We start from the raw sequence: 16,131 nt of genomic DNA, 5'->3' as shown, positions 1-16,131 counted from the left end.
TCCTTCGCCTGTCGCCCCGCACAAGGCGGCGCCGTCAGGGCGCGTATTCCACTTCCACGTCGTAATCGTCGTCGTCAAAGTCGTCATCATCGTCTTCGTCCCGGGGCTTGCGTTTGCGGCCCAGCCGGGCTTCGGTGCGCGCCACGGCCTCTTCTTCCATACGCCGGCGCATATCCTGCTCGCGGGCGCGGGCGGTTTCGTCTTCGTACTCCAGGCGCTGCTGCTCGTCAAGCCAGCGGTAGGCCGCCTGCACCAGCGGCCGGGTGCCGTCCTGGCTGATGGCCGAAAGGCAGAATACCGGGCCTTCCCAGCCCAGCGCCTCGACGATTTCTTTGGCGCGGGCGTCGCGCTCGTCCTCGGCCAGCAGGTCAAACTTGTTGAGCACCAGCCAGCGCGGGCGCTCGGCCAGCGCCGGGGAGAACTGCTCAAGCTCTCGGGCAATGGCCCGGGCGGATTCAACCGGGTCGGTTTCGTCAAACGGCGCGACGTCAACCACGTGCAGCAGCAGACGGGTGCGCGTGAGGTGCTTCAAAAAGCGCAGCCCCAGCCCCGCGCCTTCCGAGGCGCCTTCGATCAGCCCGGGAATGTCGGCCATCACGAAGTGCTCGTGCAGGCCAAGCTTGACCACGCCGAGGTTGGGCACAAGCGTGGTGAACGGGTAGTTGGCGACCTTGGGCTTGGCCGCCGAGACCGCGCGAATCAGCGTCGACTTGCCGGCGTTGGGCAGGCCCAGAAGCCCCACGTCGGCCATCACCTTCATTTCAAAGCGCAGGTTGCGCCGCTCGCCGTCGGTGCCGGGCGTGGTGCGCCGCGGGGCGCGATTGGTCGACGATTTGAAATGGATGTTGCCCAGCCCACGGCGGCCGCCCTGAGCCACCAGCACCACCTGGCCGGCCTCGGTGACGTCGGCAATCACCTCCAGGGTGTCTTCGTCGATCACCGTGGTGCCCACCGGCACCTTGACGTGCAGGTCATCGCCGGCGCGGCCGCTCATCTGGCGGCCCTGGCCGGGGCGGCCGTTTTCCGCCTTGTAAAAGCGCTGATATTTGAAATCGATCAGGGTATTGAGCGAGTCGTCGCCGATCAGCTGCACGCTGCCGCCGTGGCCGCCGTCGCCGCCGTCCGGCCCGCCCTTGGGCACGTATTTTTCGCGGCGAAAGCTCAAACAGCCGTTGCCGCCATTTCCCGCCTCGACAATGACCGAGGCTTCATCGAGAAACTGCATGGTTGTTGCTCCTGGCCGCTCTCGCCGCCGGTTGTCGCAAAGGATGCCTGGCCGGCATCTCTGGCATTTTGCGGCCTGCGCCTGAGTTCAACAAGGCAGACGCAGACAAAAAAGCCCCGCCGTGGCGGGGCTTTGTCTTCGCAGGCAGCGCTTTCGCTCAGGCGGAAACGACGCTGACGAACTTGCGGTTCTTCGGGCCTTTGGTCTCGAACTTGACCACGCCTTCGCCCAGGGCGAACAGGGTGTGGTCCTTGCCGATGCCAACGCCTGTGCCGGCGTGGAACTTGGTGCCGCGCTGGCGCACGATGATGTTGCCCGGCGTTACCGCCTGGCCACCAAAGAGTTTCACGCCGAGGCGTTTGGATTCACTGTCGCGACCGTTACGCGTGGAACCGGCGGCTTTCTTATGTGCCATGGATCAAATCCTCCTTTGGGGAATTGCCTTTACGCGGAAATTCCGGTGATTTTGACTTCGGTATACCACTGGCGATGGCCCTGGCGGGTCATGCTGTGCTTGCGGCGGCGGAACTTGATGATTTTGACCTTGTCACCGCGGCCGTGGTCGACCACTTCGGCGGTAACCTTGGCACCGCCGACCAGCGGCGTGCCCACTTTCACTTCGTTGCCGTCGTCTACCAGCAGCACCTGGTCAAACTCGATGGCGTCACCGGTGGGCAGCTCCAGCTTTTCCAGCTTGAGCGTCTGGCCTTCCTGAACGCGGTACTGTTTGCCACCGCTTTTGATTACTGCGTACATGTCTGTCTCCGAAACGGATTTTAATGGCGGCGTACCGCCCGGCTCATCGCGCCTGGCTCTTGTTCGATACGCGCACAATCGACCTGCGGCGAGTGGCGCCTCTTTTGGCAGCCATCTGACAGGGAGCATGACAAGCGGGCGCGCATTATAGCGAACTGGCACGGCCACCACAAACGCTTTGCCTTTTGCCTTCCGCTCTTTGGCCCCTTGCCCTTTGGCACTTGCCGCTGTGCGTCTAGCACGGGTCCATGGGCAGACACACCCGCTTGCGCGTGCCGCGCTGTGCCGCGCGCTCGGCTTCACGCGTGGCGTGGCCGGTGGCATCCACGCGGCGCAGCACCTGCCCGTTGCCCGAAACGCTGCCTTTCACCACGCGGGCATAGGCCACCTTCGGTGCGACGCGGGTCACTTCCACCTCGGCCTGCCAGGTTTCGTTTGCGCCAAGCGTTTCGCCGTGATACGGATCCTTATAGGCTTTGCCAATATCGTAAACGGCCCAGCGCTGGCCCGGCCGAACCATGCCCTGCCCCTGGTTGACGACCAGCCGGCCGGGCTCGCTTTCCACTACGCGCAGCGGATAGATGACGTTAAGGGCCTGAAACGTCAGCTCATCGCCCAGGCGGTCGTAGACCTGCTGCGCGAACCCGCCGCCGGCCGGCGCATCCACGCCCAGCGCCGCCGGTGAGGCGGTCAGCGTATGGCTCCACATCACCTGCCCGGTAGCGGGAATCACCACCCGCGCTTCCAGAGTGGCGACGCCTTCGCCCTGCCGGGAGCGCTCGCCGGTAATCGGATTGCTGATCTCTTTCATCGCCATATCGAACCCGGTCAAACGGGCCGTCAGCAGATAGTCAGCTCCCAGCTCGCGGCCGAGCATGGCTTTTTGGGCAAGCCCGGCACGCCCGGATGCCACAAAGCGCTGCTCGGCGGCGATGGCTCTGCGCATGTCCCGGTCGAGCACGTTAAAGCGCCGCGCGCTCACCAATGCACGCACCAGCGACTGGGTCAAACGGCGTGACACGTCGCCGGCGCTTTGCACCTGCCCGTTGAGCCGCAGCGACGCTGCATCCACCTCCACCGGATAAACCGCCAGCCGGCGCCGATTGGCCTGGGCGCCGCTGCCGGGCACACGGTACACCGGCAGCTGCACCTTCAGCCGCGCCCGCTGCCCGCCGCCGGCGGCCGGGGAGACGCTGACCACGCGATAGCCGCTGATCAGCCCGTCGCTTTTTACCTGTGTGGCGCTGGCGGTTTGTTGCCGGTGCGTCACGCTCGCTTCACGCCCGCTGCCATCGCGAACCGACAGCCGCTCCATGGAGCGGCGCAGCTCACGGCTTGCGTTCACCTGACCGCCGTGCACCTGGCGCACCGCTTCCCCCAGGGCGTTGAAGATGGCTTCTTCCCGGGTGGCGCCGGTGCTCTCGGCGCTCACGGTGCGCGTTTGTACGCCGGCGTGCGCCGATACGCCAAGGCCGAGCATCAGCCAGCCCAGCAGCAGCAAAACAGCGGCACGCATTACCACTCTCCGAAAGCGCCGGTAGCGCGCGAGCTTTCCGCCACGCCGCCGGCGTCTTTCCCGCCGGCGCTATCCGGCTGCTCTTGCGACGCCTTGGCAGCGCCCAGCCCTTGCGCCTTGGCTGAGGTGGCGGGCGACCAGTACTTTACATACCCCAGATAAGGATGGCCGGTAGTCGGATCCGTGGCGTTCCACTGGCCAACGGTCTGCACGCCCTGCAGGTGCGCCTGGGCTTCCGAGCGCAGCACGTTGTTGACCATGCGGCCGACGTTTGACGCGCTGAACTCACGCGCGGTGCCGTCGGCCCGCGTTTCCTGCACGCGCTCACGCAGTTTGCGCCGGGAGCTTTTCTTTTGGCCCTGCACGGTCATGGTGGCAAACTGCGCCAGCCAGCCGTCCGCCATCAGCTGCGCGCTGGAACGTGCCGCTTCAAGCTCGGCGCTGATCTCGAACTCATCCATGGCGCCGCGCACCAGGGCCGGTGCGCCGGTGCCAAAGGCCATCAGCCCGTAGCGCCCCTGAGCATCGGCAATGGGCTGCACGCCAAAGTAGCCCAGCATCGGCTCGCCGGCTTCGATCTGCGGCTTTAGGCGCTGCTGGATCTGATCTACCGGAATGGCCTGGCCGGGTGCGACGTCACCGGTGCGCAGCTGGCGACCAAACTCGCTGAAGCGGTCAGACTTCACCACGACAACCGTCACGCGGCCGTTGTTGACGGGGCCGTCTCCGCCGACTTCTTCGATCACCCCGAAGATGCCGATACCGGACAGCTCGCCCATGGCCTGCCAGGTGGTTTGCGTGACGAACTCGTCGAAAAGCAGCTGCTCACGCTCGGCTATGTTGAGCTGCGGCAGGTTGCCGGTATCGCCGCCCAGCTCCTCGATCACGCGGTTGAGCGTTTGCACCGAGGCCTCGGCCAGACGGCTCGACAGGGCCTTCCCCAGGGCTTTGAGGCTGGTGGTGTCTTCCACTTCCTGCGGCAGGCCGTTTTGCATGAAGCGGTCGGCCATGGTCTTGCCCACGCGTACCGAGTCCTGGGCGACAAGCTCGCCCATTGCCTGCAAAAACGCTTCTTCGGTGGCAATCAGCCGCGCTTGGCTAAAATCAATGCTCGTCGGGTCGACGGCGATATCCTGACTGGCGACTACCAGGGTGCCGCCGGCGGGGTTATTGGGAGACTCGCCCTGCACCCAGCCCCTTTCGTTGAGAAACGCCTGGATTTTTTCGTCGCTTCTGGACACCTCGCCTACCGCCATGAACGGCGACGGCGGGGTGCTGGCCGCACGCTGCTGCGACGCGCTGGCCTGCTCGGCTACCGCTTGGTCCTGCGCCCACGCCGCCGGCAGCGCCAGCACCCAGCAGGTCAACGCGACACTTTGTATAACACGTTTCATAATCGTCCCTTTGATGCTTACCAGCTAACCGAGGCCGCCGAGCCGCGTTTGATGACCTGGGTTTCGTCTTCCCAGAATGCCAGCCCCGAGGCCAGATCCGTCAGCGACAGCTGCACGTAGTATTCCACCTGCTGATCGCCGCCGACTTGGCGGTTGCGCTGCAGAATCTTCCCGGACAGGCTCAAATCCGGCGCCTGCAGCGTGCCTTTGCGCTGCACCCCACGCTGATCAAACTCTTCCGAATCGCGCAGCGTGCGCGCCAGCATGTTCATTTCGTCCTCGGCGCCGTCAATGCCCACGGCCGTGGTGGTTACCACCCGGCCGGAGCGCAGCAGATCCACGCGGATCTTTTTGACCAGCTGGTCGGTGTCCAGGCGCTGCATGGTGTCGTTGACGATGCGGCTGACCACCATGACGTAGCGCCCGCCGTTGGGGTTATCCACCGCGCCGCTTGCCAGCATGGAGTCCACCGAGGCCGCCGCGGCACGTTCAAAGTCGCGGTAGTCAAGCGACATGCTGACGCTTCCCTGGTCGTTGTCCGTGTCGACATAGTGCGTTTGCGTGGCACAGCCGCTTAGCGCCAGCGCCAGGCCGGCCACCATTAACAGATACTTCATGACGTCACTTCCCTATTGCGATGATGCGTTTGCGCTACACGCTAAAAGGCAGCGCAGCAGCGCGGCCAGGTAACAGCCGCGGTATGGAAAAACGCTTAGCGGCTGGCCACGGCGGGCACGGCGCCCAGAGTCAGCTGCTCGCCGGGCTGCTCGCCCTGCAGGTCAATAAGCGATACCTGCGCCGGCCCCTGCTGGCTTGGGCGCTTGATGTAGACAAGCGTATACGGCCAGTCGGGCAAGGTAAGCTCGCCGAGCGGGCCGGCCTCGGTGCTCAGCGCAAGCGCACCGGAGGCCGGGCGGTCAAAACGCGTCGCCTCCCAGTGCGCCGGCGTTGCCTGCCAGCTGCGCAAATCCGCCCGCGTGGTGGTGGCTGCAAACAGCGCAGAGCCTAGCTGGCCCACGGCCCCCATCTCGTCGGCTGCGGTTTTCTGCACCAGCGCCTTGACTGCCGCCGAGGCAACCGCCCGGCCCAGCACGGCAGGAAAGCGCGACTGCATTTCGGTTTTGATCACTTTGCTCATCGGCGAGAACGCTTCCAGCGCAATCGGGCTGCCGTCGGCCTGCACCGCCAGCGTGTCGCGGTTGGCCGTGCGATTGCTGTAGCGCGGCAGGGCAATGCCGGTATAGGCGGGAACGGAGCTGTTGCCGTGGAAAAGCAGCAGCGGCACATCAAAGCGCGTCTCCTTGGCCACCGGGCCCAGGCCGTTTTCGTACAGCACCCAGACCTGCGGCGTCAGGCGTTGCCGCGACTGCCTGCCGGAGGCAAGCGCCTCGGCCAGCTCGGCATCGGCGCGCAGTGCCTTATTGCCCGGCGCCATATCGGCGACGCGCGAAAGCGACACGCTGGCCTTGTCCAGGTCGCCGCTGTCCCGGCTGGCCAGAAAGAAGAGGCCGTGAAGGTAGGTAGACGCCGGCACGATAAACTGCGAATAGACGTTCCACTGCGAGGTGCTGCCGTAGTGCTGAGCCACGCTTTGCTGCAGGGCGTCACTTTCCAGGCTGTCGCTGATGGATGCCTGCTCGGCGCTGTCACCGTCTTTCAGTGCGGCCTGCTGCGCGGCAATCTCATCGGCAAACGAGGCGACTGCCCGCCGGGTGCGGTCGTCAGCGCGATTGAACTCGATGCGGGCCAGATCACGCTGGCCTTGCTGCAAAAAAGACAGCCCCTTGTAGGTATTGACCAGCACGGTCTCGGCAAGCATCGGGGTGTAGTCACGCTCCGCGTCGTTGATCAGCACGGACATACCGCCTTCCAGCAGATTGGACGCCACCCCCGAGGTGTCATCGAGTTTCATGCCCGCCTCGGCTTCATCGTAAAGCGCAACGGCCTCGGCGTGGGCGCCCAGCATTCGCTTGGCTTCGGCCTGGTGGAGCACTTGCAGAAGGCGCTTGTCTTCTGCCTTTTTCGCGCCGCCAAATCCGGGTTTGGCCTTCATTGCCTCAGCGGCTGCCTGATAATCCCCTTGCACCCAGGAGGCGTTGAACGCCTCCATCTGGCTGCGCTGCTGGTAGGAAGAACAGCCCGCCAGCGCGGTGACGGCTGCCGCCAAAGCAACGGCCTTTATAGCTCCTTGCATCATGTTCCCTCATGTTTCCCTGGCAGGCGCTTCAACGCTCGTTTTCTGCACCCGCATCGTTACCGCCCTTCTCCAGAAGGGCACTTCAATACGCTTGTGGGCCGGCGGGACCGGCGCGCTGTCCATGCGCCGCTGCCACCCAGCCGCTGTGAGCCTACCACGCCCTTGGCACGCTGCCACGGCGCAAACGCATCGGCCGATCAAAAAAAACCTCCTCCGGAACGCGCCGGTACTGCCTTGACGCCCGGCAGGCGGCCCCATAGCATAAGCCACACATCACCCGGCGGCTTTGCCGTCTTCACCTGCCGCGATGAATACAATCCATGACCACCGACACCTCCGCCTGTACGCCTGCCAGTTCCTCCCCGCTGCACGCGGCGGTGGCCGATGACTTTGCCGCGGTCAACCGCACCATTACCCAGCAGCTAAGCTCACGGGTGCCGCTGGTCGAGGCCATCAGCGGCTACATCATTGACAGCGGCGGCAAGCGCCTGCGCCCGCTGCTGGTGCTGCTGGCCGCGCGCGCGCTGGGCTACGGCGGCGACAAGCACGTAACCCTTGCCACGCTGATCGAGTTCATGCACACCTCCACGCTTTTGCACGACGACGTGGTGGACGAGTCGCACCTGCGCCGGGGCAAGCAAACCGCCAACGACGCCTGGGGCAACGCGCCTTCGGTGCTGGTGGGGGATTTTCTCTACTCGCGCTCGTTTCAGATGATGGTCGACGTAGGCTCCATGCGCATCATGGAAATCCTCTCCGCTGCGACCTGCATCATCGCCGAAGGCGAAGTGCGCCAGCTGACCAACATCGGCAACCCGTCGATCAGCGAAGACGACTACTTCGCCACCATTCAAGGCAAGACCGCCCAGCTGTTCGAGGCGGCCACCCAAACCGGCGCCGTCATCGCCGGGGCCACCCCGGAACAGGAAGAGGCGCTTACGCGCTACGGCCGCTACCTGGGGCTGGCTTTTCAGCTGATGGATGATCTGCTCGACTATCAGGGCGACGCCGGGGCGATGGGCAAAAACGTCGGCGATGATCTGGCCGAAGGCAAGCCGACGCTGCCGCTTTTGCGTGCCATGGCCAAAGGCACGCCGGAACAGGCCAAGCTGATCCGCCAGGCCATCCGCAAGGGCGGGCTTGACCGGCTCGACGCGGTGCTTGAAATTGTCCACGCCACCGGCGCGCTGGACGATACCCGCGCCCGGGCAGAAGACATGGCCGCCAAGGCACTGGCTCAGCTGGACGTTTTGCCGGCAAGCGAATTTCGCGACACCATGGCCACGCTGGCCCGTACCGCAGTAGAGCGCACGGCATAAAGGGATCGTCGCCGCGTGACAACAAACGCTTGATAAAGCGCTGCGAGCGGCGTATAGTAGCCCACCAGTTGGCCGTAACGGCCGGCAGCATTTCGGAATATAGCTCAGCTTGGTAGAGCGCTGCCTTCGGGAGGCAGAGGTCGTAGGTTCGAATCCTGCTATTCCGACCAACATCAGAAAAAGGGCTTACGCTACGGCGTAAGCCCTTTTTTGTGGCTGCCTTTCCTGCACTGCGATGTTCCCTCGATCGCCGGCACCGATACCGCGCGTCCCGGTGCCGGTGCCAGCTCAGCGTCTAGAGCAGCTCTTTACGCAGCTGGGCCGGATCTTTGGGTGAAAGCAGGCCCGGGGCGACATCAAACACCGTGCGGGCGCCGGACTCGCCGCGTTTGGCCATGCGGTAGGCGGCACGGGCGTAGGCCACCAGCGCGCTGGCGGTGAACTCGGGGTTGCTGTCGAGCTTGAGCGAGTATTCAATCGACTGCCGGTTGCCGTCACCGGTCACGCCGCTGCGGATCACGAAGCCGCCGTGGGGCATGGCCGTATGTTCCCGGGCAAAGGTATCGTCGTCGATGAAGTGCACCACGCTGTCGTACTCGGCGAAGTAGTGCGGCATGGTGACGATGGCCTCGCGCACGGCGTCAGCGTCGGCCCCGTCTTCCAGCACCACGTAGCATTCGCGCACGTGCTTTTCCCGGGTGCTCAGCGTGGGCTGCTCGCCGCTGCGTACCCGGGCAATGGCGTCTTCAGAGGGCAGCGTGTACTGCACGCCCTTTTTCACGCCCTCAACGCTGCGCACGGCCTGGGAGTGCCCCTGGCTTAAGCCCTTGCCCCAGAACGAATAGGTCTCGCCCTCGGCCAGCACGGCTTCACCGAAGGCGCGGTTGAGCGAAAACAGGCCCGGGTCCCAGCCGATGGACATCATGGCCACGGTGCCGGCCTTTTTCGCCGGTGCGTCCAGCGCAGCGTAGTAGTCGTTGACCGTGGCGTGGGTGTCGAAGCTGTCCACGGTGGTGAAAAACTGCGCCAGATGCGGCCCCTGCTCGGGCAAATCGGTCTTGGAGCCGCCGCACAGCACCATCACGTCGACCTCATCTTTGAACGTTTCCACCTCACTCATGGCGTACACCGGCACGCTTGGGTCCAGAAGCGTGACGCTTTCCGGGTCCCGGCGGCTGAATACGCCCACCAGCTGCATGTCAGGATTTTGCCGGAGCGCAGCTTCCACGCCGCGCCCGAGATTGCCGTAGCCGGCAATGGCGACTCGAATTTGATCGGCCATGTAACACGTTGCCTTTTGTCGATGAATGAAAGGGTGAAATTAGTCTGCCACGTTGAACACGCTTTTCAGGTAGTGCACGTATTCCGGATCGTGGGTGGCGGCCTTGCCCGGCTCGTCGGTGATCTTGGCCACCGGCTGGCCGTTGCACGAGACCATCTTGATCACGATATTCATGGGTTTCACCCCGGGCAGATCACAGGTCAGGTTGGTGCCGATGCCAAAGCTGGTGCGAATGCGCCCGGCAAGCGCCTTTCTGATGCTCATGGCGGTGTCGAAGGTAAGCCCGTCGCTGAAGATCAGCGTTTTGGTTTGCGGATCAATCCCCAGCTTTTCGTAGTGGCGAATGCACTTTTCGGCAAAAACCAAAGGGTCGCCGCTGTCGTGGCGCAGCCCGTCAAACAGCTTGGCAAAGTACAAATCGAAATCACCGAGAAAGGCGTCAAGCGTCACGGTGTCAGTGAGCGCGATGCCCAGATGGCCGCGGTATTCCTGCACCCAGGCTTCCAGCGCCGCACGCTGGCTGTCTACCAGCCGGCTACCCAGCTGCTGATGCGCCATGACCCATTCATGGGCCATGGTGCCCATGGGGGCCAGGTTATAACGCCGGGCCAGATCCACGTTGCTGGTGCCCACGAACTGGCCGGGAAACTCGTCCGCCAGCACCTCGATCACGGCCTCTTGAACCGGCTGAGACAGCCGCCGGCGCGTGCCGAAGTCGGCAAGGCGCAGGTCTGCCAGCTGCGACGGGGCATAGTCGCGGCGCAGCGCGGCAAACTTGTCGCGCAGCTGGCCAACGGCCTGATCCACGGTGGCGCCGGGGTAAAGCACCCGGTTACGCACCTCGCTGATAATCGCCAGAATCACAATCTCAAACAGAATGCTGTGGGTCCAGGGGCCGTCGATGACGATGCACAGGTCGGTGCCTTCCATGTGCATGGATACGTAGTCAGGGCAGAAGCGGTAAAGCTCAAGAAAGCGAATGAAATCCGGCGACATATAGGCAAAGCCGCCCAGATAGTCAGACTCGGCCGGCGACAGCGACAGCGAGCGCAGGCTTTCCACCTGCTCGCGGATCTGGTCCAGATAAGGGCTCAGGTCTTCAGCATTACGGCAGCGAAACTCCCAGACCACGCTGGCGTTGGCGTATTTATGATGCACCCCCTGCATCATGGTGAGCTTGTACCAGTCGGTATCCAGAAGTGAGGTGATGACCTGCCCCGGCGCGCGGTAGGTAGCCGCCATACAAATAACTCCCTGAGCGTAACGATTGATCTTGCGATAACAAAGTGGGGCGGGACAGCTAGCCGGCACGATGGCGCGGCAGCGGCTCAGCGGGCGCTTTGCGGCTGTCGGCGGCCGGGGCGCATCGCTCACCGGTCAGGCGGTACCATTCGGCTTCGTCCAGATAGTGCAGACACCAGCGGGAAAGTGCAGCGGCGCCCTCTTCCGCGCTGTATCGATTGCTGCGGTAGCAGCAGGCGATATCCAGCAGATCCTGCCGGGCAGTGCGCGCCCGGGCAGAGCCGCCGTGAACGCCGGTCAGCGGGCGACGCGGGTCATACGCTGCATGGGTCAGCGCATTCAGCCAATAGCCCAGCTCATGGGCCCGTATGCCGCCGTAAACTGCCACCTGAGCGCTCTCCTTTGCCGTGTTTTTATCCTGTGTTCAAGCCAACGTCGGCCTGCGCCGCCGACTACCGCCCGCATCCTCCTAGCGTGCCCGAAACCGGCATGGCTGTCACCTTCGCCGCCAAGGATGTGGCCCGTTCACTGCAAAACGTCATACAGGGCACCGAACGCCTCGCTTGGCAGCCGCCGGCGAACCCGCTAGGGTTTCATTACACGTCGGCGGCGCACTTGCGGCATCCGGCTCATCGGCACGCAACCGCGGGGCAATCATGATTACCGTTTACCTCTCTCACGGCCTGGAAAGCGGCCCCGGCGCGCTCAAGATGCAAGCGCTCAAGGGCATCGCCGAGCAGATTGACGACATAGAAGCCGTGGTGATGGACTATCGCACCCTGCCCGACCCTCGCGAACGGCTTTTGCATTTGCGCCACACGCGCCTTGCCCGCGGCGACGACCCGGCCCGCTGCATCATGGCCGGCTCCAGCCTCGGCGGTTGGCTCAGCGCCATGCTGGGTGCCGAACATGCCGTGCTGGGCTGTTTTCTGCTGGCCCCGGCGCTGGGGCTGGTCGACTACCCGGAGACCTCGCCGCTGCTCAGCGCTCAGACGACGCACATCATTCACGGCTGGCAGGACGACGTGATCGCCCCCGGCGCGGTGATCGACTACGCCCGAGAGCAGCGCCTGTCGCTGCGCCTGGTCGACGACGACCACCGCCTGCACGCAAGCCTGGCCCTCATCGGCGATGACTTCGCACGCTTTCTGCGCCACTGCCAGACCCTTGCCAACCGCGCCTGAGCCGGCTTTGCGCTGCTTCACTTCGCCTTCTCGCTTTCTCGCCTTCACCAACATCGTCAAGGATTGCCATGCGCCGATCACGCCTTTTACCGCTCGGGCTGATGCTTACCGCCTTCGCCGCACCCAGCCCCGCCGATGACTGCCTGACCCCGGGCGACTGGTGGCAGCACGAGGCCGTCACACCGGCCTCCCGCGTCATGGCCCAGGCCGCCGCCCAGGACGTGGTATTGATCGGCGAGCACCACGACCAAATCGCCCATCACCGCTTCGAACTTGCCACCCTAGCCGGCCTTGCCGCCCACCGCGACGACATGGTGATCGGCCTGGAAATGCTGCCCCGCAGCGCCCAGCCGGTGCTTGACGCCTGGGTCGCCGGCAAACTCAGCGAAGCCGCCCTGCTACGCCAAAGCCGCTGGGACGAGGTGTGGGGCTTTGAGGCGGCCATGTACCTGCCGATTTTCCACTTCGCGCGGATGAACCGCCTTCCGCTGATAGCGCTCAACATCGCCCCTGAGCTGCGCCGCCGGCTGGCCGACGACGGCTTTGACGCCGTGCCCGCCGCCGAGCGCCACGACATTGCCCCGCCCGCCGCGCCAACGCCGGCCTACCGCCAGCGCCTGCGCCGGGTATACGACGCCCACCCGCTGGAGCAGCCGTTTGCCACATTCCTGCGCGCCCAGCTGGCCTGGGACGCCGCCATGGCCGATGCCCTGGCCCGAGCCAGCGCCGGCGGCCGCCTCGCCGTGGGGCTCATGGGCACAGGGCACATGCAGTACAACGACGGCGTGGCCCATCAGCTTGCCGAGCGCAGCGTGCAGGCACAGATGACGCTTATGCCGCTGCCGGCTGCCACCTGCCGCCCGAACACGCCGGCCCCGGCCGACGCCGTGTATCTGCTGGAGGCCGCACCCGCGCCCGACTTTATGGAGCGGCTGGGCGTCGACTGACCGTCGGCCACGCGCGACGGCGACTCCCGCTCACCAAGCGGGAGTACCCATCATCGGCCATGGCGCGGTTAGGCTCGCTTTTCCTGACGCCGCTTTTTTCGGTTCAACTGTTTCCCGTTCAACTTTTCCGATTCCGCCTTTTCCGGCAGTGTACCCGGCCTTTAACAGCTGTAATACAGCTCAAACTCGACCGGGTGCGTGGTCATGCGCAGCGCATCCACATCGCTTCTTTTCAGCGCGATGTAGGCATCGATCATCTCGTCGCTGAACACCCCGCCTTCGGTCAGGAAAGTGCGGTCTTCGTCCAGCGCGTCCAGCGCCTGCTCCAGGCTGCTCGCCACGGTAGGCACTTCCTTGCCCTCTTCCGGCGGCAGGTCGTAGAGGTTTTTGTCCATGGCATCACCCGGATGAATCTGGTGTTTGATGCCGTCGATCCCCGCCATCAGCATCGCCGCAAAGCACAGGTAGGGGTTGGCCGTGGGGTCGGGGAAGCGCAGCTCCACCCGCTTGCCCTTGGGGCTTGCGGTGTAGGGAATACGGATCGAGGCCGAGCGGTTGCGCGCGCTGTAGGCCAGCATCACCGGCGCTTCAAAGCCCGGCACCAGGCGCTTGTAGGAGTTGGTCGAGGCGTTGGTGAACGCGTTCAGCGCCCGGGCGTGCTTGATGATGCCGCCGATGTAGTACAGCGCCATTTCCGAAAGCCCGGCGTATTCGTCACCGGCAAACTGGTTCTCGCCGTCCTTCCAGAACGACTGGTGCACGTGCATGCCGGAGCCGTTGTCGCCCACCAGCGGCTTGGGCATGAAAGTCGCGGTCTTGCCGTAGGCGTGGGCCACGTTATGGATCACGTACTTCATTTCCTGCACTTCGTCGGCCTTTTTGACCAGGGTGTTGAACTTGACCCCGATCTCGTTCTGGCCGGCGGTGCCCACCTCATGGTGGTGGACTTCAACGCTCTGACCGATGGCCTCCAGGGTGTTGCACATCGCCCCGCGAATATCGTGGAAGCTGTCCACCGGCGGCACCGGAAAATAGCCGCCCTTCACTCGGGGGCGGTGGGCCAGGTTGCCGCCTTCGATGGAGTGATCGGACGACCAGGCGCCCTCTTCCGAGGTGATCTTGTACATGGAGCCCTGAATGTCGGTCTTCCAGTGCACCTCGTCGAAGATGAAAAACTCCGGCTCCGGGCCGAAAAACGCCGTATCGCCCAGGCCCGTGGACTGCAAGAACGCCTCGGCGCGCTTGGCGATCGAGCGCGGGTCGCGGTCGTAGCCCTGCATGGTCGCCGGCTCGATGATGTCGCAGCGCAGCACCAGAGTGGCATCCTCGGTGAACGGGTCGAGGTAGGCCGTGCCGTCTTCCGGGCGCAGCACCATGTCCGACTCGTTGATGCCCTTCCAACCCAGCATCGAAGAGCCGTCGAACATCTGGCCGTCTTCAAAAAAATCCTCGTCCACGTCCCGCGCCGGGATCGTGACGTGCTGCTCCTTGCCGATGGTGTCTGTAAAGCGCAGGTCGATCCATTTCACATCGTGTTCTTCGATCAGGGCGAGCGTCTTGGCTGACATGCAGGTCTCCGGGATAAGCGTCGTCGCTAAACGTGAAATAAGTGCCGGCGGGCGGCCCCGCCCGAGCAAAATCTGGCTACCGTTGTAGCATATCGCAGCCGCGCGCGTACGGCTGCGAAAACCCACGTATTGTTTCAGGTGCTTGAAAAAATTGCACGCGGGAGGGTTAACAGTGCCCGGGGGCAGCGCACCCATTTCCGCAAGAAGCCGGCTTTACCGGGCAAAGCAGGCCGGAGGCCTGCCGGATAGTGCCCTGCATAAGCTGCCTGTTCGGCAACGAACGTAGCGGACCACCCCCGCGGGTGCGGAGATCGTTTCTGAGCTGCCTGGGCGGCAGCGAGCAACGCAAATGGAGTCAGGCGTTTAGCCAGGGATTTCTGAGCTACCTGGGCGGCAGCGAGCCTGGCCCACCTGCCGGACGAGAGCGGCGGCATTTTCTGAGCTGCCTGGGCGGCAGCGAGCTGCGAGCCCCGGGGGATCGTCGTCACCTGCTCTTTCTGAGCTGCCTGGGCGGCAGCGAGCGTCATGGCACGGGCGAATGCTGCGATGTTGTTTTTCTGAGCTGCCTGGGCGGCAGCGAGCGACAGGTGGGCCTCGTCCACAATAATGATATTTTTCTGAGCTACCTGGGCGGCAGCGAGCTTTTTGGTCAGCGCCAGCCCGCAGGACGGGCATTTCTGAGCTGCCTGGGCGGCAGCGAGCTCACCGATGCCGAGACTATCGCGCAGATCGAATTTCTGAGCTGCCTGGGCGGCAGCGAGCACGCCCCGGCGTGATGATATTTTTCTTTTCGATTTCTGAGCTGCCTGGGCGGCAGCGAGCTTTTTCAGGATGCCGGCGACCATCGGCATATATTTCTGAGCTGCCTGGGCGGCAGCGAGCGGTCGCCACAAAAAGCGTAGCAGGAGCGTAACTTTCTGAGCTGCCTGGGCGGCAGCGAGCTGCCGCATGACCAGCGCGGCCTTGCCGGTGTATTTCTGAGCTGCCTGGGCGGCAGCGAGCGGCCGATACCCATCGCATCCTGCACCCACTCTTTTCTGAGCTGCCTGGGCGGCAGCGAGCTCTCCATGGCCCCGCCGAAGCGGGGCGCTGTTTTTCTGAGCTGCCTGGGCGGCAGCGAGCCTTCCGGTTCAGGAGCGCGGCCTTGAATACGTTTTCTGAGCTGCCTGGGCGGCAGCGAGCCCAGCTGCAAGTCGCTGCCGTCGTATTCCATCTTTCTGAGCTGCCTGGGCGGCAGCGAGCTAGAGCATGATAATCGTAATTGATTGATTATTAAAGAGCTAATGCGCCAAAAAGCGGCACTACCCTTTTTTGAATAGTGCCGCTAAGCTGCTGATTTTTAGTTATTCCTGTTCACGTCCGAAAAAAGGGTTAAACCACGGCACTGTCGCTTCCCTACTAGGGCCTGTTGACGTTTCACATTGGCAGCCATAAAAAGCTGCACGCCAAGGCCACTATGCTTTCGTAGTTTCGCTTGAGCTTATCGTAACGCGTCGCGATA

At 64.0% G+C, this 16,131-nt stretch carries 14 protein-coding genes, 1 tRNA gene, 1 pseudogene and 1 CRISPR repeat array; of the genes and pseudogenes, 4 read left to right on the top strand and 12 right to left on the bottom strand.

The annotated features are described in order from the left end of the window. Nucleotides 1-34 precede the first annotated feature (34 nt). The 7 genes from cgtA to ABD654_RS07940 all read right to left on the bottom strand — a co-directional run bounded on the left by cgtA (nt 35) and on the right by ABD654_RS07940 (nt 7,088). On the bottom strand, nt 35-1,225 hold the full coding sequence (gene cgtA / locus ABD654_RS07970) for an Obg family GTPase CgtA (RefSeq protein WP_344704023.1): 1,191 nt from the start codon (nt 1,223-1,225) through the stop codon (nt 35-37). 157 nt (nt 1,226-1,382) lie between these two features. Next, complete coding sequence (gene rpmA, locus ABD654_RS07965) at nt 1,383-1,640, bottom strand: 50S ribosomal protein L27 (RefSeq protein ID WP_344704022.1); 258 nt, start codon at nt 1,638-1,640, stop codon at nt 1,383-1,385. Between the two features lie 29 nt (nt 1,641-1,669). Further along, complete coding sequence (gene rplU, locus ABD654_RS07960; RefSeq protein WP_344704020.1) at nt 1,670-1,981, bottom strand: 50S ribosomal protein L21; 312 nt, start codon at nt 1,979-1,981, stop codon at nt 1,670-1,672. A 235-nt stretch (nt 1,982-2,216) separates the two neighbouring features. After that, nucleotides 2,217-3,497: a CsgG/HfaB family protein gene (locus ABD654_RS07955; protein ID WP_344704018.1), complete on the bottom strand. Its 1,281-nt coding sequence runs from the start codon at nt 3,495-3,497 to the stop codon at nt 2,217-2,219. Beyond that, the gene (locus tag ABD654_RS07950; RefSeq protein ID WP_344704017.1) at nt 3,497-4,891 is read right to left on the bottom strand and encodes a DUF6844 domain-containing protein; all 1,395 of its coding nucleotides are present in this window, start codon (nt 4,889-4,891) and stop codon (nt 3,497-3,499) included. Before ABD654_RS07950 ends, ABD654_RS07955 begins: the two co-directional genes overlap by 1 nt. Nucleotides 4,892-4,908: 17 nt before the next feature. Next, nucleotides 4,909-5,508 (bottom strand): penicillin-binding protein activator LpoB, encoded by a 600-nt coding sequence (gene lpoB, locus ABD654_RS07945; protein ID WP_344704015.1) that lies wholly within the window; start codon nt 5,506-5,508, stop codon nt 4,909-4,911. A 95-nt stretch (nt 5,509-5,603) separates the two neighbouring features. After that, a complete protein-coding gene (locus ABD654_RS07940; protein ID WP_344704014.1) occupies nt 5,604-7,088 on the bottom strand; it encodes a COG3014 family protein in 1,485 nt (494 codons plus the stop codon). A 320-nt stretch (nt 7,089-7,408) separates the two neighbouring features. Between ABD654_RS07940 and ispB the strand changes: the two genes are divergently transcribed. Together ispB and ABD654_RS07930 are read left to right on the top strand one after the other, a co-directional pair. Beyond that, nucleotides 7,409-8,407, top strand: coding sequence for an octaprenyl diphosphate synthase (gene ispB / locus ABD654_RS07935; RefSeq protein WP_344704012.1), 999 nt, complete (start codon nt 7,409-7,411; stop codon nt 8,405-8,407). A 93-nt stretch (nt 8,408-8,500) separates the two neighbouring features. Further along, nucleotides 8,501-8,577, top strand: a tRNA-Pro gene (locus ABD654_RS07930). A 125-nt stretch (nt 8,578-8,702) separates the two neighbouring features. Here ABD654_RS07930 and ABD654_RS07925 read toward each other — a convergent pair. Genes ABD654_RS07925 through ABD654_RS07915 form a run of 3 tightly spaced genes read right to left on the bottom strand, consistent with a single transcriptional unit; the run spans nt 8,703 to nt 11,319 of the window. Next, nucleotides 8,703-9,689, bottom strand: a complete 987-nt coding sequence (locus tag ABD654_RS07925) for a diaminopimelate dehydrogenase (RefSeq protein WP_344704010.1) — start codon at nt 9,687-9,689, stop codon at nt 8,703-8,705. 39 nt (nt 9,690-9,728) lie between these two features. Then, a complete protein-coding gene (gene pncB / locus ABD654_RS07920; protein WP_344704008.1) occupies nt 9,729-10,931 on the bottom strand; it encodes a nicotinate phosphoribosyltransferase in 1,203 nt (400 codons plus the stop codon). A gap of 58 nt (nt 10,932-10,989) precedes the next feature. Next, on the bottom strand, nt 10,990-11,319 hold the full coding sequence (locus tag ABD654_RS07915) for a hypothetical protein (RefSeq protein WP_344704006.1): 330 nt from the start codon (nt 11,317-11,319) through the stop codon (nt 10,990-10,992). Between the two features lie 268 nt (nt 11,320-11,587). Here ABD654_RS07915 and ABD654_RS07910 point away from each other — a divergent pair, with 268 nt between their 5' ends. Both ABD654_RS07910 and ABD654_RS07905 read left to right on the top strand, forming a co-directional pair. Then, nucleotides 11,588-12,115: a YqiA/YcfP family alpha/beta fold hydrolase gene (locus ABD654_RS07910; RefSeq protein WP_344704004.1), complete on the top strand. Its 528-nt coding sequence runs from the start codon at nt 11,588-11,590 to the stop codon at nt 12,113-12,115. Between the two features lie 68 nt (nt 12,116-12,183). Then, complete coding sequence (locus ABD654_RS07905; RefSeq protein ID WP_344704002.1) at nt 12,184-13,062, top strand: ChaN family lipoprotein; 879 nt, start codon at nt 12,184-12,186, stop codon at nt 13,060-13,062. Between the two features lie 161 nt (nt 13,063-13,223). Here the strand turns inward: ABD654_RS07905 and glnA are convergent, their stop codons facing one another. Both glnA and ABD654_RS07895 read right to left on the bottom strand, forming a co-directional pair. Then, the gene (glnA, locus tag ABD654_RS07900) at nt 13,224-14,630 is read right to left on the bottom strand and encodes a glutamate--ammonia ligase (protein ID WP_344704000.1); all 1,407 of its coding nucleotides are present in this window, start codon (nt 14,628-14,630) and stop codon (nt 13,224-13,226) included. Between the two features lie 314 nt (nt 14,631-14,944). Beyond that, nucleotides 14,945-15,872: direct repeats of the CRISPR family, unit length 28 nt; unit sequence TTTCTGAGCTGCCTGGGCGGCAGCGAGC. Between the two features lie 174 nt (nt 15,873-16,046). After that, nucleotides 16,047-16,131: pseudogene (locus tag ABD654_RS07895) on the bottom strand (IS5/IS1182 family transposase); the annotation flags it as partial.

Origin of the sequence: Halomonas cibimaris, from assembly GCF_039537045.1 — a bacterium.
Lineage (GTDB): Bacteria > Pseudomonadota > Gammaproteobacteria > Pseudomonadales > Halomonadaceae > Vreelandella > Vreelandella cibimaris.
The sequence above is the reverse complement of the archived record's forward strand: the minus strand, read 5'-3'. Positions and strand labels throughout refer to the sequence as shown.